Raw genomic sequence first — 17724 nt, forward strand, 5'->3', positions numbered from 1 at the left:
CGAGTGGTATGATTCCACTCCTCCGTTCCCCCGAGACCCTCTCTGCGTTCGGCGAATCGGCGTCCGACGGCGTCGATACGGCGATGGAGCTGTTGGCACATCGCCACCGTCGCTCGGTATTGCAGTATCTCGAGGACGGAGACGGCTCGGCCACGCTGACGGAACTCGCCGTCGAAATCGCTGCCCGGGAAGCGGCGACAGATCCGAACGCGATTTCGGATCACGGGGATGTCTCTGCGCGGGATCGACGGAGCGCCCGCATCTCCTTGCACCACACCCACATTCCGAAGTTGGCCGCTGCAGACGTAATCGACTACGAGTCCGAAACCGAGACGGTTACGCTCGCCGAGCGCGGCCGGACGCTGCTCGAGCGGGACGACGCCATCCGCGGACTGGGGAACGTCGAGTAGCAGGTCGTTCGCTACGGCTCGACGACGAGTTTCCCCAGGAAACTCTCGTTCATGACGGCGCGTTGTGCGTCGGCGGCCTCCTCGAGGTCGTAGGTTCGTGCCACGTCGATCGACAGCGCACCTGTGTTCATGAGGTGGGCGACGCCCCGCAGCGGGACGCGCAGGTCCGGCGTGTTGAACATACTCATGAACTGGTAGGAAACGTCCTTCGAGCGGGCGGCACCGTCGTTCGTAAAGCCCGGATCGGGGCTATTCTCGCCGATGCCGACGACGCGGGCACCCGTCGCAGCCACGTCCGCGTCGAACTGCAGGTAGTCGTCGAGTCGGTGATCGAGGATCACATCGACGCCGCCGTCGGAGGCCTCGAGGACCGCGTCCGCGAGATCGTCGCGGCCGTAGTCCAGGACCGTCTCGGCGCCGGAGTCGGCGAGCGCGTCGTGGTACTCCTCGGACGCCGTCGTAATCACCCGCGCGCTCACGGCAGCAGCGATCTGGACGGCAGCGTGGCCGACACCACCTGAACCGCCGTGGACCAGACAGTACTCGGCGGGATCTAAGTCGGCGTGATCGATCAGCGCGCGCCAGGCGGTGACGGCGACGACGCCCGCCCCGCCGGCTTCGGTCAGGTCCGCACCGTCGGGGAGGTGGACGACGCGATCGGTCGGGATCGTCGCGTACTCGGCGTACGAGCCCTGAAAGCCGCCGTTTCCGATCCCAGTGCCGTAGACGCGGTCGCCCGCTTCGAAATTGTCGACGGCGTCGCCGACCGCGGCGACGACGCCCGAGACGTCGACACCGGGCGTGAAGGGGACGCCGACCGGCTCGTACGAGCCGTCCCGGAAGTAGGTGTCGACGGGGTTGACGCCCGCGGCAGCGACCTCGACGAGAAGTTCGTCCGCGGCCGGTTCGGGCCGGTCGATTTCGTCTACCTGCAGTACGTCCGCGTCACCGTGTTCGTGAAGGCGTACAGCGCGCATGTCGTGTCAACTCACGCAGCGCGCCCGTAAAATGGTATATGTGACGGCAGCACGGGTACCGGTCGGCGGCTCGAGCGGGCCATCCGACACGCCGCTCGAGGCGAGTTGTTGCACCAGCAAGTCCAACCCTTGTCCGCGTGCCGGTCCTCCTCGCGGTATGAGCGAATCCGACAGCCAGCCGCTCGCGGACACCGTCGTCGGGATCTTCCTCGCCCCAGCGGGCAGCGAAGAGGTCGAGTTTACCCAACCGAAGGCGGCCGTCGCCGACGCCGGCGCGACCGTCGACGTCCTCGGCAGCGAGACCGGGGAGGCCCGGACCGTGAACAACGACTTGGAAGAGAGCGACGCCTACGAGGTCGAGAAGACGTTCGACGAGGTGTCCGCGGATGACTACGACGCACTGATCGTACCAGGTGGGACCGTCGGTGCAGACACGCTTCGCACCGACGAGGACGGCGTGGAACTCCTTCGACAACACGTAGCGGACGGCAAACCGGCGGGCGTGATCTGCCACGGACCATGGACGCTGATCGAGGCGGATGTCGTCGACGGCCGGACGCTGACCTCGTATCACAGCCTTCAGACCGACGTGCGCAACGCCGGCGGCGAGTGGGTCGACGAGGAGGTCGTCGTCGACGACGGCCTGGTAACGAGCCGGAACCCGGACGACCTCGAGGCGTTCTGCGAGACGATCGTCGACGAGTTCGGGTCGGGTTAACACTACCGAGACAGCAGTCGGTACTCAGTCCCGCATTCATCCGTTCGCATGATATCGCTTCGTGTTCGAACGGCCACCACTGACCTTACAGACGAGAACGGGCTATCGGTCCTTCTTGGACGCTTCGACCAATTTCGCGATCGTGACAAAGGTGTCGAACGTCGCCGGCGTTCCCTGCATCTGGATGACTCCCTGTTCCGAATCGTACTGGACGAACTCGACTTCAGCGGATTTCGGAAGATGTGTATGTTTGAGATCGGCAGCGATAGTGTCGAATCTGTTTCTCAGCTCGTCACATGGCGGCTCGTCTTCCCAGGTATCGATCGTTTCGACGAGTTCTCTGACAGCCACCGGGCCGTCCGCCTCGTACAGGTAATATAGCACGTACCGTCGGCGTTCGTCCTCAAGCAGTTCGAATATCGTATCCAATGTTACCATGAATTATGTTCGCTCAGAACACATATAGATATTCTCTCAGAATACGCATACTGTCCGGCGATCGGTTAAACCGCCGCGTTGGGCGCCCTGCGTGTGGGAGACGGGACGTCACCCTTATATTACAACTGAACGTCACTGCGCGCCCGATTGCACGACGGCCCTGCGATCAGTGTGTAAACCGTTTCAGCTGATACTCTCGAGCAGTGCCGACCGAGCGCTACCGGACTGCTCGAGTCGCGTCGTCGATGATCTCGAGCGCCTCTTTGAGCTCCTCAGTCCCGGTCGCATAGGAGAGTCGCGCGTAGCCCGCGCCGTTCGCGCCGAAAGCGTCGCCAGGGACGACGACGACGCCCCGATCGAGCACTTCCTCACACCAGCCTTCGGGCACCTTCGGCATCGCATAGAAGGCCCCTTCCGGAGTGGGCACCTCGAGACCGGCGTCTGTGAGCCCATCCAGCACGAGATCGCGGCGTTGCTCGAAGGTTTCGACCATCTCCTGAACCGGCTCCTGGGGCCCCGTCAGGGCGGCTTCGGCGGCGTACTGGGCCGGCGCGGAGGCACAGGCCTGGCCGTACTGGTGGACCCGGAGCATGCGCTCGATGCGACGATTGGAAGCGACGACCCAGCCGAGCCGCCAGCCGGTCATCGAGTACGTCTTCGAGCAGGCGCTGATCGTGACGACGTTGTCCGTCTCGGCGAATTTCAACGGCGAGTGGTGTTCGCCGTCGAAGACGATGTGTTCGTAGACCTCGTCGGAGATACAGAGCACGTCGTGTTCGTCGGCGATGCGGGCGAACTCGCGCATGTCGTCCTCGCTCTGGACGGCTCCCGTCGGATTCGCGGGGCTGTTGACGACGAAGGCCGCCGTCTCGTCGGTGATCGCCGCTTCGACCGTCGCGGGATCGAGGGTGAGGTCGTCGCGCAGTCCGACCGGCTTCGGCGTGCCGTCGGCGATGTGGGTCAGGGCGTCGTAGGAGACGAAGCCGGGATCGGGGAAGATCACTTCCTCGCCGGGATCGACGTGGGCCTGCAGCGTAATATGGAGCGCCTCGCTGCCGCCCGCGGTCGCGATCACGTCGTTGGGGTCGATCTCGAGGCCGTAGTCGCGGTCGTACTTCGCCGCGATCGCCTCCCGGAGCTGTCGCGTGCCCTTGTTCGATGTGTAGGCGTCGGCCCGTCCGGATTCGATCGCCTCGATCGCCCCGCGGCGAGCGTGGGCCGGCGTCGGGAAGTCCGGCTGGCCGAGGCCGAGATTGATCGCGTCCTCGCCGGCGGCCTCGAACACTTTGCGAATGCCGCTGATCGACACCTGCTCGACTCGATCTGCGAAGTCGGTCATGGCTTAACCGGGGGTGTCGACCCCGATAACTCTTGATGTCTCGTCAACGTCGAGTGGGGCGATCAGTACTGGTGCTCTGGCGACGACTGATACGGACTCCTCTCAGTGAGTGCCGGCGCACCCGTGACCCGTCATGCGGGTACGCCAGGACCCAGTGATAGCAGACCGTATGAATCGGCTGCGATAGCGTGTTGGTCGACTGCCGACGCGCCGCTGCGATCAGTTGTTTCGCGTTGCAACGTTCTTGTCTGTGTGATAGAAGACACCACAAGGAATATGCCAGTCGTAGCGAATCACTGGGACAATGACTCTCTCTCGACGATCGTTGCTCGCTGCGGGGGCGACGGGGACGGTCGCATTGACGGCTGGCTGTGTCGACGCTGTGTTCGGGAACGGACCGCTCGAGTTCGATGCCGACCGCGTCGCACCGAGCGATGACGCACTGGCAGCGGCCGGCTATCAGGAAAGCGACGTTTCCGACGAGACGATCGAGCGAACGGTCGAACTCCCCGGCGGCGTCGAACGCGAGGTCCGCGCGACGATCTGGCAATCGATCTATACGAAAAACGTCGACTACGCCGGGCAGACACGTGAGGGGGCTGCGTTCGCCGGCGTCTCGATCCCCGGGATGGAAGTCGCGGGCCGCTCGCTCAACCCGCTCAGCGAGTTGTCGAACGAAGAGCTCCTCGAGCGATTCCTCGCGGAGATTCCCAGCGATCACGGCGAGATCACCGATCTCACGCACGAGGAGTCGTTCGGACTCGAGATCCTCAGCGACGGCCGCACTGTCGACCTGTTCGTCGGCGAAAGCGATCTCGAGGGCGAAACGATCGAGATCGAACTCAAGCTCACGTCGTTCGACCACGAGGGAGACCTGCTCGTCTTGCTCGGTACCTATCCGAAGGTGCTCACGGCCGAGTCGGCGAACGCCGAGGAACTCATGGAGTCGGTCGAACACCCGGTTTCGAACTGACGGCAGCCGGGATTCCGACTCGAGATCGACCAGGGACTGATACGGACTCCTGTCAGTCAGTGCCGGTGCACCCGCGACCCGTACTGCGGTCCCATTGGTAACTCGTGACAGCAGACCGTATGACTGCCGGGGTTGCCGGCCTAGGAAAGCTATTTGACACTCATTGTCGTTCCATCACACGTGCGGAGACTACCGAGCGTGGTGCTATCCGAGAGCTGACGGACTACCATCGTGGCCGGTCAGCGTCATTGCACAATATTGGGAATTTCCAGAAATAGTTTAGGCGCTGCCGATCCAATCCTCAACCATGACAGACACGTTCGTCGTCATCGGCGGTGACGCGGCGGGAATGAGCGCTGCGAGCAAGGCGAAACGCGAGAACCCGGACCTGGACGTGATCGTCTTCGAGAAAGGTGACTGGGTCTCGTATGCCGCCTGCGGGATGCCCTACTACGTCAAAGGGGACGTCGACGACCTGGACGACCTCGTCACGATAACGGCCGACGAGTTCCGCGACGAGCGGGACGTCGACCTGCGGACGGGAGCGGAAGTCGTCGACATCGATCCCGAAGCACAGACGGTGACGGTCGAGACCGACACCGAAACGTACGAGCAGCCCTATGACGACCTCCTCGTCGCGACCGGCGCGAGCGCGATCGAACCCCCCTTCGAAGGGCTCGACCTCGAGGGCGTCTTCACCATCCACGACATGGACGAGGCCGACGCCATCGAGGAGTACGTCAGCGAACGCGACCTCGAGACGGCCGCGATCGTCGGCGGCGGCTACGTCGGGATCGAGATGGCCGAGGCGCTGTCGGCCCGCGGAATCGACGTCGATCTCTACGAGATGTTGCCCCATGTCCTCCAGCCCTTCGGCGAGCCCGTCGCCGAGGTCGTCGAAGACCATCTGCGCGAGCAGGACGTCAATCTCCACCTCGAGACCGCCGTCTCGGGCTTCGTCGGCGACGAGCGCGTCGACGGCGTTCGGCTCGAGGAGGAGACCGTCCCCGCCGACGTCGTGATCGTCGGCGTCGGCGTCGCGCCGAACGTCGACCTCGCCGAGGCGGCCGGCATCGAACTCGGACCGACCGGTGCCGTCGCGACCGACGAGTACGGCCGGACGAACTACGAGAACGTCTTCGCGGCGGGCGACTGCGCCGAGGCGCGCCACGTCGTGACCGGCGAGCCGGATCACGTCCCACTGGCGTTGACCGCGAACCGCGCGGGCCGAGCGATCGGCCAGACGATTACCGGCGACCCGACGCCGACCGGCGACATCGCGGGCACGGCCATCGTAAAGGCGTTCGAACTCGGGGCCGCCCGGACGGGACTGACCGACGAGGAACGGGCCCGCGAGGCCGGGTTCGAACCGATCTCGGTCACGATCTCGGCCGAGACGCGTGCCCACTACTACCCAGAGGGCGAGGAGCTGACCGTCACGCTGTTAGCCGACCGAGAGAGCGGGACGCTACTGGGCGGTAGCGTCGTCGGCCGCGAGGGCGCAAAACGGATCGACACGGTCGCGACGGCACTCCACGCCGGCATGACTGTCACCGAACTCCAGAACGCAGATCTGGCGTACGCACCGCCGTTTAGTCCCGTCTGGGACCCGGTTCTCACGGCGGCGAAGGTTCTCTCCGGGAAGCTCGAGTAACGGCAGCCGACCGCCTCGCGCCGCCGCAGACCGACAGCCACCGTCGGCCCTTGTCGGCAGCGTTCTGAGGGTGTCGGAATCCAAGAAACGTTTAACTTCGGGCTGTTCAAAGCAGTGACTATGCAAAACAATGTCGGCTCGGTAGACCGGCTCGTACGGCTCGTCGGTGGTGCGGTCCTCGTCGCAATCGGCATTGCGTCGATTGTGCATATCCTCCCTGCCGGGACGATCGTGGGCGCGATCGCGACGCTGGTCGGCGTCGTCTTCTTCGCGACCGGGCTGACCCGGTTCTGTCTCCTGTACCAGCTGTTGGGCGTCGATACGTGCAAGGCACCCTGACCGGCGGTCGGATCGAACTGAGCCGTTCGATTCACGTCGTCAGTCGTCGCCCCCAGTATTTCATAATTAGCCCAAGATTATTGTCCACTGATTACGTAGACGCTCTCAATGGAATCGAACGATCCAGTGGAATCAGTGTCGAGTAGTGCAGTCTCTCGTTGTCCGACAGTCTCGCAGAGACGACGGAGGTCGACCGATGTCTGAGAACGTGACGATGACACCGACCGAACTCCGGACCGACATCCCCGCCCTGCAGGACGGCGTCTACCTCAACTACGGCGCACACGGCCCGAGCCCGCGGTACGTCGTCGACGCTGCCGACGAGTTCGTTCGGACACACGAGTACGAGTCGCCGATCGCGGACGATCCGTACGAGACCGCCTTCGAGGCGTTCGACCGCACGCGGGAGACGGTCGCGTCGTTCATCGGCGCCGAACCCGACGAGATCGCGCTCACGGAGAGCACGACCGCCGGCATCAACGCCATCGCGAACGCGATCGACTGGCAGCCCGGCGACGTCGTCGTTCGTACCGACCTCGAGCACCCCGCCGGCATCCTCCCCTGGCAGCGCCTCGAGCGAGAGGGTGTCGAGGTTCGCGTCGTCGAAACCGAGGCCGGACGGATCGATATCGAACAGTTCGCCGAGGCCGTTTCGGATGCCAGACTCGCCTGTTTCAGCGCGCTCACGTGGACCCATGGGACGCAACTCCCGGTTTCGGAGCTTGTCGACATCGCTCACGACGCCGGCGCGCTCGCGCTCGTGGATGCGGTTCAGGTCCCCGGACAGCTACCGATGGACGTCGGGGAGTGGGGGGCCGACGCCGTCGCCGCTGCGGGCCACAAGTGGCTGCTCGGACTCTGGGGCGGTGGCTTTCTATACGTCGACCGAGTCGTCGCCGAGGGCCTCGAGCCCCGTGCCGTCGGCTATCGAAGCGTCGAAGACGCGAACGCCGACCCCTACGAGTACGCGGCCGGTGCGCGTCGACTCGAGGTCGGCTCGGCGAACCCAGCACCTCACGTCGCGCTCGGCGAGGCGATCGCCGCCATCTCCGAAGTCGGAATCAGCAATATTGAAGACCGGATTTACCGTCTCGCGGGCCGGCTCGCCGACGGCGTTCCCGACGACCGACTCTGTAGTCCGTCGACGCCGGAGTCGGGCCTGGTGACGATCGACGTCGCGGACCCGACGGCGACGGTCGAGCGGCTGGCTGCGGCGGGAATCATCGTTCGCGAACTGCCGTCACCGGACGCGATCCGGGCGTCCGTTCACGCTGTCAACACCGCTGCTGAGGTCGATCAACTGCTCGAGGCGCTGGACGAAGAATGGTGATCACTCGAGGGAGACGTCACCGTCGTCGGTGACGACGACCTCGTGGCCGCGGTAGTGAAAGCGCACTTCGAGCGTCCGGTCGGACCCGTCCGACCCGTGGTCGACCAGGTCGTTCAACGCGTCGGGATCGACGACGTCCGCTAACGGTGGTGCCATCGAAACGGGATCGACATCGTCGGCTTCAGCGACCGTCTCGATGACGCGCGGTACTACCGTCGACGAGCGATGGGGTATGTAGTGGGTCATTGGGGGGCGGAACGCAGTAACGGGAGCGTCGTCTGGGGGCTCAGACCAGCAACTGAACGTCCGATTCGGCCATGTGCTGGAGGGCGGTGGCCGCGCCGACACCGGTGGTGACACCGTCGTAGAAGTCGTCCTCGTCGTACTCCATCAGTTCGATGGTCATCTGACAGGCCTGCAGATCGACGCCCTGGTCGAGGGACAGTTCGATCAGTTCCTCGATTGTCGCGGTGCCGTTCTCGTCGATCTTCTTCTCCATCATCCGCGTTGCCATCCGGTCCATTCCGGGGAGCGCAGCGAGGGCGTTCGGCATCGGCATGTTGGGGTTGCCGACCGCACTGAGTTTGAGATCCGAGGACTTCTCCTCGTGGAGGATGTCGAGTCCCCAGAACGTGTGGAAGACGACGACGTCCCAGCCGAATGCGGCCGCGGTGCTCGCGAGGATCAACGGTGGGTACGCCATGTCGAACGTCCCCTGAGTCGCGACGATCGTCATCTTCTTCTGATCGTCGCCGACCGCGGTCTCGAGACTGGCGACTTGCTCCTCGAGCTCTTCGATCCGCGCCTGGAGGGCTTCCTCGCTCATCGGCTCGCCGTCAGCTCCCGCCGAGGGTGTATCCGTACTCATGTTATGCCGTCTTCTGGACGTAGTGTTTGTACACGTCGCCGTCCTCGACCTGCTCGAGGAGTTCGACGCCGTCTGTTCCGGTTGCCCAGCCGTCCAGGTCGCTCATGCTACCCGAGTCCGTCGCGATTACCTCGAGGATCTCGCCTTCGGCGAGGTCGTCGATAGCGGACTTCGTTTTGACGACTGGCATTGGACACGATGCACCTTTCACGTCGAGCGTCTCCGTAATATCGAATGCTTCACTCATGGTGGATTACTCCGTGATCTGTATTGGAGTTACTCCACAATATTGGTTCGGGGGTTAAAAGAATATCGGTTCTTGCACCTCTAGCAAACAACTGTTGGCCGCGAAATGGCACAAATATCCGTTGAAGCGGCCTTTTCGCTGACTTCAGGCGGTAGTTTTCGATCGAAGACCATTCAATATTGTGCAAACAGGGAACTACTATGCAAACCCTTATATGGCATCGGCCGATAGTCGTGAGTACACGATATGAACGCCGACGACTTCCCTACTCCGGACGCCGATGTCGAGACGGTGGCGCCGGAGACGTTGAAAAGTCGCATCGACGCGGGCGAGGAGGTGACCCTCCTCGACGCGCGCATGCAATCGGATTACGAGGAGTGGCACATCGACGGTGACAACGTCGAGTCGATCAACGTCCCCTACTTCGAGTTCCTCGAGGACGAACTCGACGAGGACGTCCTCGCATCGATCCCCGACGACCGCGAGGTAACGGTCCTCTGTGCCAAAGGTGGCGCCAGCGAGTTCGTCGCGGGCACGCTCGCGGAAGAAGGGTACGATGTCGACCATCTCGAGGACGGGATGAACGGCTGGGCGCGGATTTACGAGCGCGTCGAAGTGTCCGACTACGACGGCGCGGGGACGCTCTACCAGTACCAGCGTCCCTCCTCGGGTTGCCTTGGCTACCTCGTCGTCGACGGCGACGAGGCCGCAGTCATCGATCCGCTCCGAGCCTTCACGGATCGCTATCTCAATGACGCTGACGAGCTCGGCGTCGACCTGAAATACGCGATCGATACGCACATTCACGCCGACCACATCTCGGGTGTGCGTGCACTCGACGCCGTCGGCGTCGAGGGCGTCATTCCCGAGGCATCCGTCGACCGTGGAGTCACCTACGCTGACGAGATGACCCTGGCCGAGGACGGCGACGAGTTCCAGGTCGGCGACGCCACGATCGAGACAGTTTACACGCCCGGACACACCTCCGGGATGACCTCGTACCTGGTCGACGACTCGCTGCTCGCGACCGGTGACGGCCTCTTCATCGAGAGCGTCGCACGTCCCGACTTAGAAGAGGGCGACGACGGCGCACCCGAGGCCGCAGCCCAACTCTACGAGAGCCTGCAGGAGCGCGTGCTCACGCTGCCAGACGACACCCTCATCGGTGGCGCTCATTTCAGCGACGCCGCCGAACCTGCCGCCGACGGCACCTACACGGCACCGATCGGCCAGCTCGTCGAGGAGATGGATGCGCTCACCATGGACGAAGACGACTTCGTCGAGCTCATCCTCTCGGACATGCCCCCACGGCCGGCCAACTACGAGGACATCATCCCCACCAACCTCGGCCAGCAGGAAGCCGACGACGACGAAGCATTCGAACTCGAGCTCGGCCCGAATAACTGTGCTGCCAGCCAGGAATCGCTCGCGGGTGACTAATAATATATATGGTAGCTGATCCAGTCCCCCTACAGCTGGCCGCCGAGCTGTTCCCCAACGGGATCAGTCGCTACGCCATCGGCGGGCTCCTCGTCGGTCTCGGGACGGTCGTAATCTATCTCGGGACCGGCATCCCCGCCGGTGCGAGTACGTTCCTCGAGTCGACGCTGTCGTACGTCTCCGGACAGTCCCGCTTCCAGCGGTACGTCTCGTCCCGTGACTGGCGGCTCGTGTTCACGCTCGGTATCATTCTAGGTGCCGCGGTGTATGCGGTCGCCTTCCAGGGCGGTGCGTGGACCACTGATGTCCAGTGGTGGCGGCTGCTCATCGGCGGCGTCTTCGTCGGCGTCGGGACGCGTATCGGCAAGGGCTGTACGTCCGGACACGGCGTCTGTGGCGTCGGCTCCGCATCGAAGACCTCGATCACGGGTGTGATTACGTTCATGATCGTCGCAATCTTGACTGCACAGATCGTCGCCGCACTGGGGGTGAGTCCGTAATGTCGGACCGTCATCCCCTCTTCATGCCGCTGATCCTGGTCGGCGGCCTGATCTTCGGTTTCGGGCTCGGATACAGCCACATGGCCCGTCCGGAAGTGGTGCTGAACTTCCTCCAGTTCGAGGACTTTGGGCTGGTGTTCGTGATGTTCGGCGCTGCGATCGTCACGGGCGTGACGTTCTTCCTCGCCCCGCGGCTGCTCGGTCGGGCACCGCTGACCGGCGACCAGTTCGAACGCCGGCTGAAGCCGTTCGATCGCAACGTCCTGATCGGCGGTGCGATCTTCGGCGTCGGCTGGGGGCTCTCGGGTATCTGTCCGGGTGCCGCCTACGCCAGCCTCGGTATCGGCAACGTCACCATCCTCTGGGCACTCGCCGGGATGTTCCTCGGCGCGTACCTCCAGGGCCGGTGGCGCAGCCGTACCGCCAGTGCTGACTCCGTGACTGCGGGTGCGGACTAAGCCGCTCTTTTTGATCCGCTAATGGAACTCACTCTCGTTTTGCTGTTCGTCACCGCCGGGTTCGCGAGTCTGTTTATGGCATGGGTCATCGGTGCCGGCTCGAGCGGCGCGACACCGTTTGCGCCCGCGGTCGGTGCCAACGCCATCTCGACGATGCGGGCTGCGTTCGTCGTCGGGATCTTCGGCTTCGCCGGGGCCGTTACCCAGGGGGCGAACGTTTCGGAGGCGATCGGTCGCGGACTGGTCGGCGGCGTGAGTCTCCCGGCCGTCGGCGTTATCACCGTCTTACTGATCGGTGCTGGCCTGATGGCCGTCGGCATTCGGACTGGCTACCCGATCGCGACGGCGTTTACTGTCACTGGCGCTGTCATCGGCGTCGGGCTCGCACTCGGCGGGACGCCGGTCTGGTCGAAGTACCAGCAGATCGGGACCGTCTGGGTGCTGACACCGTTCGTCGGCGGCTTCACGGCGTACGGGATCGCGAGCGTGCTCCCCCGGGCCGACGTGCCGGAACGGTTCAGCATCGCACTGCTCGCGGGCCTCGTCGGTGGCGTCCTCGCGAACGTCGAGTTCTCGTTTCTCGGCCCCGCCGACTCGGCCGGCACCGTTTCCGGTTCCCTCCAGGAACTCGTCGGGCTCGAGTCCGTCAGTGCCACGATCGGCGTCTCGCTTGCAGTGGCGCTCGCGGTTGCAGCGCTCGTCTACTGGGACGTCCAGCGAGACATGACCGGCGGGCTCAGGCGAGTGTTGCTGGCGCTCGGATCGCTCGTCGCGTTCTCGGCTGGCGGCAGTCAGGTCGGACTCGCTGTCGGGCCGTTACTGCCCTTGCTCGACGGCCTCGAGGCCGTCTCGACGGTAGCCATTCTCGTCGGTGGCGGAGCTGGGATCCTTGTCGGCTCGTGGACCGGTGCGCCACGCATGATCAAGTCGCTCGCACAGGACTACTCGTCGCTGGGGCCGCGTCGCTCGATCGCGGCGCTCGTCCCGTCGTTTCTCATCGCCCAACTTGCGATCCTGCTAGGTGTGCCCGTCTCGTTCAACGAAATCGTCGTCAGCGCAATCATCGGCAGCGGTGCAGCGGTCGGCGGCAGGGACGCGATTAGCCCGCGGAAGATCCTGCTGACGATCGGCGCGTGGATCGCGTCGTTCGTCCTCGCGTTCGTGCTCGGCTATGGCGCTGTCCTCGTGTTTCCGATGGTGTAACTGGGACCACCTTTTGTACACGCGTCGCTGGTAATCGCGATACGACTTGTGATCGGTTCGAAACATTCGGTTCGGTAACTCCAGATACGTCTCTAACGCTGGCGGTTTTGTCAGCCGTCGATAATTTTGGTAGGCCCAATGCTGAATGCAATGTGCGTATGCAGCGCTTGTCTTTGCGCCTTCAGCAGCGGGTAGTCAGTCCAGGGACCACGGGTCAGGGTTCGTCCGGAGACATCTGACGCGGAAAGACTTGGCCCCAGACGTGCTTGTCTAGGAGCCTGACCGTCATCGGCTGCTCAACCGTGATGCAACAGGAGAGTCGCGGATAGCCGAACCGAACTGCTGCGGCATCGTGCCAGTGGGTTGGCTCTGGCGCGGGATCGACTTCGACGGTACAGGTCGAACACAAACCCCGCCCACCGCAGTTTGCATACTGGGAAAGTGTGCCATAGACCGGCAAGTCGTGGTCGAGCAACGAATCTCGGAGGTTTGCACCGGGTTCGACCTGAATAGTGGTTTCCCCGCTTCCGGTGATGACCCGCACCGGAATTCCCTCAGCCATAGATTTCGGTACGTTCTCACACCACGTGATTCTACCGGGGACGCCAGCGGTAAGCCCCCGACACAGAGTCTGCCGCGGCTACAGTACCAACTGAAACGGTTCACACACCGATCGCACAGTCCGCGGTTCTCACTTCCGTCGTGCGATCGGGTGTGAAGTGGCGGTCAGTGGCTCCGATAGCTACCGTTACGCCGACCGCGACGGTGGCACGAGGTAAACGTTCCCCGCCGCGCGCGCGATGACCGTCTCGGAGACGCTCCCGAGCAACAGCCGCCGGAGACGGCTCCGGCCACGAGAGCCGAGCAGGGTCGTCGTCGCGTCGAACTCGTCTTCGGCCGCGAGGATCTCATCGGCCGGATCGCCCTGCCGAACGTCGATCTCTGTTTCGATGTCCCACTCCTCGAGCTGGGCTGTGAGCTCCTCCAGCCGCGTGGCCGGGTCGTCGCCCTCATCTCCCGTCGCACCGGCGTCTTTCGGCGACTCGACGTGGACGAGCCGCGCCGACTCGGTCGCGTGACGAAGCGTCGAGAACGCCTCGAACGCGCGCTCGGCGTTTTCGGAGAAGTCGGTCGCATAGAGCATGCGCTGGAAGAGCTGTTCGCGGCGAACCTCGGGCTCGGCGGTCTCGCGTTCGATCCGCGTAATGAGCAGCGGCACCACGGTCGTCCGCGAGAGGTTCCGTGCTGTCGATCCGATGACGCGGTTCTCGAGTGGGCTCTTCCCGCGTGAGCCGACGACCGTCAGATCGGCTCCGATAGTGCCGGCGATCCCGTTGATGCGGCGATGGGGTGTCCCACGGACGACGTGCGTGTCGACCTCGAAGCCGGCGTCTTCCATCACCGACTGGTATCGATCGAGCGCACGCTCGCGACGGCCCTCGAGATCCATCCCCGGCATCCCTGCGTGGACGTTCGAGGGGACGACGGTGACGAGATCGATCGTGTCGACGCCGATCTGCTGGAGCGTCTCGAGACTGGTTTCGTTCTGGATCGCCGCTTCACTGGCTGCCGATAGATCGGTTGCGAAGAGTGCTCGCATATCTCGAACGGAGGGCATCGATCCATAATATTGTTCGTATCGTTCCAAGCTGCTGAACATCAGCAGAACCCAATTCGGATCGATAGCAGCTCATATTCGCTATCAATCGTCACCGATATTTGAATTTCTCCAGCGCGATAAAATCCGCGCGCGACCGATTGGAGGCGGTCAATCGCGGTCATACGGTGAACTGCTCCGCATCAGTATATCTCCATAACGTATGCATATATTTCGGTTGGATAGCCGTGTGATCAGTTGCAGTAATATTGTGCACCATATCCAAAACTGTTAATACCGCCATCCGATTAGGGACGGTTGAAGAGAAAGCCATGATACGCACACAACTGTACACGATGGTTGGTGAGAATCGATGATCGGGGGCGGCAGTCTCGCCGCATCGGTCGATGCCGGCCTACTCATCGGGATCGTCCTCCTCGAGGCCATCGTCCTGTACATCGGCTACGGCGCAGCAGAACAGATGCTCGGAGAATCGCTAGTCGAACGGATCAAGAACGTCTAACATGGAAATACTTGGAATCAGCCTGGCACTGATCGTCATGTTCGTCGGGTTCGGCCTGCTCATCGGGATCCTCTTTGGATTCTTCGGGATGGGCGGGTCGTTCCTGGTGACGCCCGCACTGCTGGTGATGGGGTACGACGCGAACGTGGCGGTCGGATCCGGTCTGGCGTTCGTCTTCGGGACCTCCGTGATCGCGACGCTCAAACACCGTGACCTCGGGCAGGTCGACTACAAACTCGGCATCCTGATGATCGCCGGCACCACTGCCGGCATCGAAGTCGGCAAGATTGGCCTCGAGCACTTACAAGAGCTCGGGCTGGCCGGGTCGGTGGTCAGCGTCGCGTACGTCCTGCTGCTGGGTGGGATCGGCGTCTTCGTCACCTACGAAGCGCTGAAAGGCGGCGGTGGCGGCCTGGAACACGACGTCGACGAGGACGCCGATCTCGAGGACGAGGAGATCCCCGAGATCGCCCAGAAGATCCAGTCGTACAACGTGCCGCCGATGATCTCGATCCGCGGCGGCTTCCGGGTCTCGCTGTGGATGGTGCTGGCCGTGGCGTTCGCGACGGGGGTGCTCTCGGGGTTCCTTGGCGTCGGCGGCGGATTCATCCGCATGCCCGCGCTGTTCTACCTGATCGGCGTGCCCGTTCCGGTCGCAGTCGGGACTGACCTGTTCGAGATCGTCTTCTCGGGCGGGATCGGTAGCTTCCTCTACGCCCAGTCCGGCGCCGTCGACCTGAGCATCGTCGCGCCGCTGCTGGCCGGCAGCGCCCTCGGCGCCCGCGTCGGCGCCGCCGCGACCAACCTCGTCAACGAAGAGGACATCAAGGTCTACTTCGGCGTCATGCTGTTGCTCGGCGCCATCGCCGTCGCGGTCCGCGAACTCGGCGGCGTCCTGGGAATGCCCGTCCTCGACGTTGTGAGCCTGGCGATCATCCTCGGCGCGGCGCTGCTCGTCAGCGGGGCCGTCGTCTACAGCAGTATCACCATGCTTCGCGAGAACGCGGGTACCCCACCATCAGCCGCCGACTAGGCTGATACAGGATTGTACAATCTCTACACAAGTCTTTTAACCGCGCGGTGTCTACCTAGCAGTGATTCCAATGCCGGATTCGATGTCCGAACAACTCCAGCAAGATATGCAGTGTGAAGGACTCCTCGAGTGCTTCCACGGTCTCAAGCAACTCGATAAGGAGTGCTTCCGGGCGCTCGTCGCTGCCGAGGAGCCGATGACCGTCGACGAGATCGCCGACGCCGTCGATCGCGAGCGTTCGACTGCCTACCGGGCCGTCCAGCGACTGCTCCAGACGGGATTCATCCAGAAAGATCAGGTCAACTACGACCAGGGCGGGTACTACCACGTGTACTTCCCGACCGACCCGTCGAAGATCGCCGACAGCATGCAGCGGATGCTAAACGACTGGTACGCAAAGATGGGCCAGCTCATCCAGGAGTTCGAGAACAAATACGAGCAGCAGGCCGAAACGACTGCGCCCGCCGAGATCGAAGGCTAGCGACGGCTCCCGTCGAACTTCTCTCGTTGCCACATCTCCTCTCCGTTCTCCCCGTTGATCGTTTCTACCGGAAAATATCTCCACAACCTATGACAGCGCTGCTTCGGGGGAACGGCGCGTATCAACGCTCGAGCGACGTCTCGCAGTGACTTCGCTGTGTTCGCGGTAACTCGGGCCGCTGTAGATCTCGCCGAGGCGGACAGTCAAATACAGGTCGGGGCTGTATGGCTCAGATACGACGTCTCTCCGTCGACTTGACTATCCACCTGCCATGAGTGCACCCGAATCTACGAGCAACCTCGAACAGTTCCTCACGAACGTCTCCCAGTTTCGGTATCGGGAGGTGATGATGGTCGCCGCGACGCTTGCCGTCATCGTCGCGTCGATCGTCTTCTTCCCGGGCCTCGAGAACATCGGCAAAGGCGTCCAGTCCGACCTCTCGGTCGAATTGCTCGCCCTGTTCGTCCTGGTCGCGATCGTCGCCGGCATCATCAAGGGCATGATCGGATTCGGCTACTCGCTGATCACGACGCCGATCTTCGCGTCGGTGATCGATCCGACGTTCGCTGTCGTCGTCCTCGCGATTCCGCCGTGGATGATCAACATGTTCCAGGTCGGAGAAACGGACACGGGGCGGGCGTTCATCCGCGAGGAGTGGCCGCTGCTGGCGCTCGCTATCGTCGGGACCGTCATCGGCGTCGCGGCGCTTGCGGCGTTCAGCGCCGGTCCGATCGTTCCCTTCGTCATCGGCCTGGTTATCCTCGGTTACGTCGCCTTTCAGGTCGCCCAGAACTTCGTGACGGTCGAGGAGGCCCACCACCCGGTCGCGCTCGGTTCCGCGGGCTTCCTCGAGGGATTCTTGCTCGCCATCGCGAACCTCGGCCCGCTGCTGCCGGCGTACTTCCACACCTTCGAGCGTGACACCGAACGATACATCGGCGGGCTGTCGATGGTGCTGGGAACGATCTTCACCGTCCGGATCATCCAGATGGCGCTCTTTACCGACCTCATGACGACCTACCGGCTCTGGCTCGGTTCGGTGATCGCGGTCGTCACCATCGTCGGCCTGCTGATGGGAACGTATCTCCGGCGGCTCGAGATCGACGAGGAACGGTTCAACTGGTTCGTCGTCGGACTTCTGTTCGTCATCTCGCTCAACATCTTCCGGAACTCCGTGCCGGCGCTGTTCTTCTAGC

At 63.3% G+C, this 17724-nt stretch carries 22 protein-coding genes; 14 read left to right on the top strand and 8 right to left on the bottom strand.

The genetic code is table 11. From position 1 onward, the window contains the following. The first annotated feature begins 8 nt into the window (after positions 1-8). Complete coding sequence (locus tag ACFR99_RS01925; RefSeq protein WP_390283845.1) at positions 9-410, top strand: DUF7344 domain-containing protein; 402 nt, start codon at positions 9-11, stop codon at positions 408-410. A gap of 11 nt (positions 411-421) precedes the next feature. Here the strand turns inward: ACFR99_RS01925 and ACFR99_RS01930 are convergent, their stop codons facing one another. After that, positions 422-1387 (bottom strand): NADPH:quinone reductase, encoded by a 966-nt coding sequence (locus ACFR99_RS01930; RefSeq protein WP_390283847.1) that lies wholly within the window; start codon positions 1385-1387, stop codon positions 422-424. Between the two features lie 157 nt (positions 1388-1544). On the opposite strand from ACFR99_RS01930, the gene ACFR99_RS01935 reads away from it, so the two are divergent. Then, positions 1545-2105, top strand: coding sequence for a type 1 glutamine amidotransferase domain-containing protein (locus tag ACFR99_RS01935; RefSeq protein ID WP_390283849.1), 561 nt, complete (start codon positions 1545-1547; stop codon positions 2103-2105). A 102-nt stretch (positions 2106-2207) separates the two neighbouring features. On the opposite strand, the gene ACFR99_RS01940 is transcribed toward ACFR99_RS01935, so the two are convergent. Then, a complete protein-coding gene (locus tag ACFR99_RS01940) occupies positions 2208-2543 on the bottom strand; it encodes a DUF7344 domain-containing protein (protein WP_390283851.1) in 336 nt (111 codons plus the stop codon). 217 nt (positions 2544-2760) lie between these two features. Further along, positions 2761-3882 carry a pyridoxal phosphate-dependent aminotransferase gene (locus ACFR99_RS01945; protein ID WP_390283853.1) on the bottom strand — a complete coding sequence of 374 codons (1122 nt, stop codon included), beginning with the start codon at positions 3880-3882 and terminating at the stop codon, positions 2761-2763. Positions 3883-4186: 304 nt separating this feature from the next. Between ACFR99_RS01945 and ACFR99_RS01950 the strand changes: the two genes are divergently transcribed. From ACFR99_RS01950 to ACFR99_RS01965, 4 genes are all read left to right on the top strand, one after another. Beyond that, the gene (locus tag ACFR99_RS01950) at positions 4187-4855 is read left to right on the top strand and encodes a DUF6517 family protein (RefSeq protein WP_390283855.1); all 669 of its coding nucleotides are present in this window, start codon (positions 4187-4189) and stop codon (positions 4853-4855) included. Positions 4856-5162: 307 nt separating this feature from the next. Next, positions 5163-6509: an FAD-dependent oxidoreductase gene (locus ACFR99_RS01955; RefSeq protein ID WP_390283857.1), complete on the top strand. Its 1347-nt coding sequence runs from the start codon at positions 5163-5165 to the stop codon at positions 6507-6509. A gap of 120 nt (positions 6510-6629) precedes the next feature. Then, entirely contained in the window at positions 6630-6848 is a 219-nt protein-coding gene (locus ACFR99_RS01960; RefSeq protein WP_390283859.1) for a YgaP family membrane protein, read from the top strand. A 196-nt stretch (positions 6849-7044) separates the two neighbouring features. Next, positions 7045-8178 (top strand): aminotransferase class V-fold PLP-dependent enzyme, encoded by a 1134-nt coding sequence (locus ACFR99_RS01965; protein ID WP_390283861.1) that lies wholly within the window; start codon positions 7045-7047, stop codon positions 8176-8178. On the opposite strand, the gene ACFR99_RS01970 is transcribed toward ACFR99_RS01965, so the two are convergent. Genes ACFR99_RS01970 through ACFR99_RS01980 form a run of 3 tightly spaced genes read right to left on the bottom strand, consistent with a single transcriptional unit; the run spans position 8179 to position 9293 of the window. Further along, positions 8179-8424, bottom strand: a complete 246-nt coding sequence (locus ACFR99_RS01970) for a HalOD1 output domain-containing protein (RefSeq protein ID WP_390283863.1) — start codon at positions 8422-8424, stop codon at positions 8179-8181. Positions 8425-8464: 40 nt separating this feature from the next. Then, positions 8465-9046 (bottom strand): DsrE/DsrF/DrsH-like family protein, encoded by a 582-nt coding sequence (locus tag ACFR99_RS01975; RefSeq protein ID WP_390283865.1) that lies wholly within the window; start codon positions 9044-9046, stop codon positions 8465-8467. A 1-nt stretch (position 9047) separates the two neighbouring features. Continuing rightward, positions 9048-9293 (bottom strand): sulfurtransferase TusA family protein, encoded by a 246-nt coding sequence (locus ACFR99_RS01980; RefSeq protein ID WP_390283867.1) that lies wholly within the window; start codon positions 9291-9293, stop codon positions 9048-9050. A gap of 246 nt (positions 9294-9539) precedes the next feature. Between ACFR99_RS01980 and ACFR99_RS01985 the strand changes: the two genes are divergently transcribed. From ACFR99_RS01985 to ACFR99_RS02000, 4 genes are read left to right on the top strand one after another with little or no spacing between them, the layout of a single operon-like run. After that, the gene (locus tag ACFR99_RS01985) at positions 9540-10733 is read left to right on the top strand and encodes an MBL fold metallo-hydrolase (RefSeq protein WP_390283869.1); all 1194 of its coding nucleotides are present in this window, start codon (positions 9540-9542) and stop codon (positions 10731-10733) included. Between the two features lie 8 nt (positions 10734-10741). Next, entirely contained in the window at positions 10742-11233 is a 492-nt protein-coding gene (locus ACFR99_RS01990; RefSeq protein ID WP_390283871.1) for a YeeE/YedE family protein, read from the top strand. Beyond that, positions 11233-11691 (top strand): YeeE/YedE family protein, encoded by a 459-nt coding sequence (locus ACFR99_RS01995; RefSeq protein WP_390283873.1) that lies wholly within the window; start codon positions 11233-11235, stop codon positions 11689-11691. Before ACFR99_RS01990 ends, ACFR99_RS01995 begins: the two co-directional genes overlap by 1 nt. 21 nt (positions 11692-11712) lie before the next feature. After that, entirely contained in the window at positions 11713-12894 is a 1182-nt protein-coding gene (locus tag ACFR99_RS02000) for an inorganic phosphate transporter (RefSeq protein WP_390283875.1), read from the top strand. A 214-nt stretch (positions 12895-13108) separates the two neighbouring features. On the opposite strand, the gene ACFR99_RS02005 is transcribed toward ACFR99_RS02000, so the two are convergent. After that, a complete protein-coding gene (locus ACFR99_RS02005) occupies positions 13109-13456 on the bottom strand; it encodes a 2Fe-2S iron-sulfur cluster-binding protein (protein ID WP_390283877.1) in 348 nt (115 codons plus the stop codon). A gap of 186 nt (positions 13457-13642) precedes the next feature. After that, positions 13643-14494, bottom strand: coding sequence for a universal stress protein (locus ACFR99_RS02010; protein WP_390283879.1), 852 nt, complete (start codon positions 14492-14494; stop codon positions 13643-13645). A gap of 370 nt (positions 14495-14864) precedes the next feature. Between ACFR99_RS02010 and ACFR99_RS02015 the strand changes: the two genes are divergently transcribed. The 4 genes from ACFR99_RS02015 to ACFR99_RS02030 all read left to right on the top strand — a co-directional run bounded on the left by ACFR99_RS02015 (position 14865) and on the right by ACFR99_RS02030 (position 17723). Further along, on the top strand, positions 14865-15014 hold the full coding sequence (locus ACFR99_RS02015; protein ID WP_390283881.1) for a DUF7512 family protein: 150 nt from the start codon (positions 14865-14867) through the stop codon (positions 15012-15014). Position 15015: 1 nt separating this feature from the next. Then, a complete protein-coding gene (locus tag ACFR99_RS02020) occupies positions 15016-16047 on the top strand; it encodes a sulfite exporter TauE/SafE family protein (protein WP_390283883.1) in 1032 nt (343 codons plus the stop codon). A 70-nt stretch (positions 16048-16117) separates the two neighbouring features. Then, on the top strand, positions 16118-16528 hold the full coding sequence (locus tag ACFR99_RS02025; RefSeq protein ID WP_390283885.1) for a helix-turn-helix domain-containing protein: 411 nt from the start codon (positions 16118-16120) through the stop codon (positions 16526-16528). A 271-nt stretch (positions 16529-16799) separates the two neighbouring features. After that, positions 16800-17723: a sulfite exporter TauE/SafE family protein gene (locus tag ACFR99_RS02030; protein WP_390283887.1), complete on the top strand. Its 924-nt coding sequence runs from the start codon at positions 16800-16802 to the stop codon at positions 17721-17723. Position 17724: the final 1 nt, after the last annotated feature.

The sequence above is a fragment of the Haloarchaeobius amylolyticus genome (assembly GCF_042678045.1).
Taxonomy (GTDB): Archaea; Halobacteriota; Halobacteria; order Halobacteriales; family Natrialbaceae; genus Natrinema; species Natrinema amylolyticus_A.

Bases quoted from the DNA above. Each gene is read 5' to 3' on its own strand.
- ACFR99_RS01925 (WP_390283845.1), top strand. From the start codon at position 9: ATGATTCCACTCCTCCGTTCCCCCGAGACCCTCTCTGCGTTCGGCGAA.
- ACFR99_RS01930 (WP_390283847.1), bottom strand. From the start codon at position 1,387: ATGCGCGCTGTACGCCTTCACGAACACGGTGACGCGGACGTACTGCAG.
- ACFR99_RS01935 (WP_390283849.1), top strand. From the start codon at position 1,545: ATGAGCGAATCCGACAGCCAGCCGCTCGCGGACACCGTCGTCGGGATC.
- ACFR99_RS01940 (WP_390283851.1), bottom strand. From the start codon at position 2,543: ATGGTAACATTGGATACGATATTCGAACTGCTTGAGGACGAACGCCGA.
- ACFR99_RS01945 (WP_390283853.1), bottom strand. From the start codon at position 3,882: ATGACCGACTTCGCAGATCGAGTCGAGCAGGTGTCGATCAGCGGCATT.
- ACFR99_RS01950 (WP_390283855.1), top strand. From the start codon at position 4,187: ATGACTCTCTCTCGACGATCGTTGCTCGCTGCGGGGGCGACGGGGACG.
- ACFR99_RS01955 (WP_390283857.1), top strand. From the start codon at position 5,163: ATGACAGACACGTTCGTCGTCATCGGCGGTGACGCGGCGGGAATGAGC.
- ACFR99_RS01960 (WP_390283859.1), top strand. From the start codon at position 6,630: ATGCAAAACAATGTCGGCTCGGTAGACCGGCTCGTACGGCTCGTCGGT.
- ACFR99_RS01965 (WP_390283861.1), top strand. From the start codon at position 7,045: ATGTCTGAGAACGTGACGATGACACCGACCGAACTCCGGACCGACATC.
- ACFR99_RS01970 (WP_390283863.1), bottom strand. From the start codon at position 8,424: ATGACCCACTACATACCCCATCGCTCGTCGACGGTAGTACCGCGCGTC.
- ACFR99_RS01975 (WP_390283865.1), bottom strand. From the start codon at position 9,046: ATGAGTACGGATACACCCTCGGCGGGAGCTGACGGCGAGCCGATGAGC.
- ACFR99_RS01980 (WP_390283867.1), bottom strand. From the start codon at position 9,293: ATGAGTGAAGCATTCGATATTACGGAGACGCTCGACGTGAAAGGTGCA.
- ACFR99_RS01985 (WP_390283869.1), top strand. From the start codon at position 9,540: ATGAACGCCGACGACTTCCCTACTCCGGACGCCGATGTCGAGACGGTG.
- ACFR99_RS01990 (WP_390283871.1), top strand. From the start codon at position 10,742: ATGGTAGCTGATCCAGTCCCCCTACAGCTGGCCGCCGAGCTGTTCCCC.
- ACFR99_RS01995 (WP_390283873.1), top strand. From the start codon at position 11,233: ATGTCGGACCGTCATCCCCTCTTCATGCCGCTGATCCTGGTCGGCGGC.
- ACFR99_RS02000 (WP_390283875.1), top strand. From the start codon at position 11,713: ATGGAACTCACTCTCGTTTTGCTGTTCGTCACCGCCGGGTTCGCGAGT.
- ACFR99_RS02005 (WP_390283877.1), bottom strand. From the start codon at position 13,456: ATGGCTGAGGGAATTCCGGTGCGGGTCATCACCGGAAGCGGGGAAACC.
- ACFR99_RS02010 (WP_390283879.1), bottom strand. From the start codon at position 14,494: ATGCGAGCACTCTTCGCAACCGATCTATCGGCAGCCAGTGAAGCGGCG.
- ACFR99_RS02015 (WP_390283881.1), top strand. From the start codon at position 14,865: ATGATCGGGGGCGGCAGTCTCGCCGCATCGGTCGATGCCGGCCTACTC.
- ACFR99_RS02020 (WP_390283883.1), top strand. From the start codon at position 15,016: ATGGAAATACTTGGAATCAGCCTGGCACTGATCGTCATGTTCGTCGGG.
- ACFR99_RS02025 (WP_390283885.1), top strand. From the start codon at position 16,118: ATGCCGGATTCGATGTCCGAACAACTCCAGCAAGATATGCAGTGTGAA.
- ACFR99_RS02030 (WP_390283887.1), top strand. From the start codon at position 16,800: ATGAGTGCACCCGAATCTACGAGCAACCTCGAACAGTTCCTCACGAAC.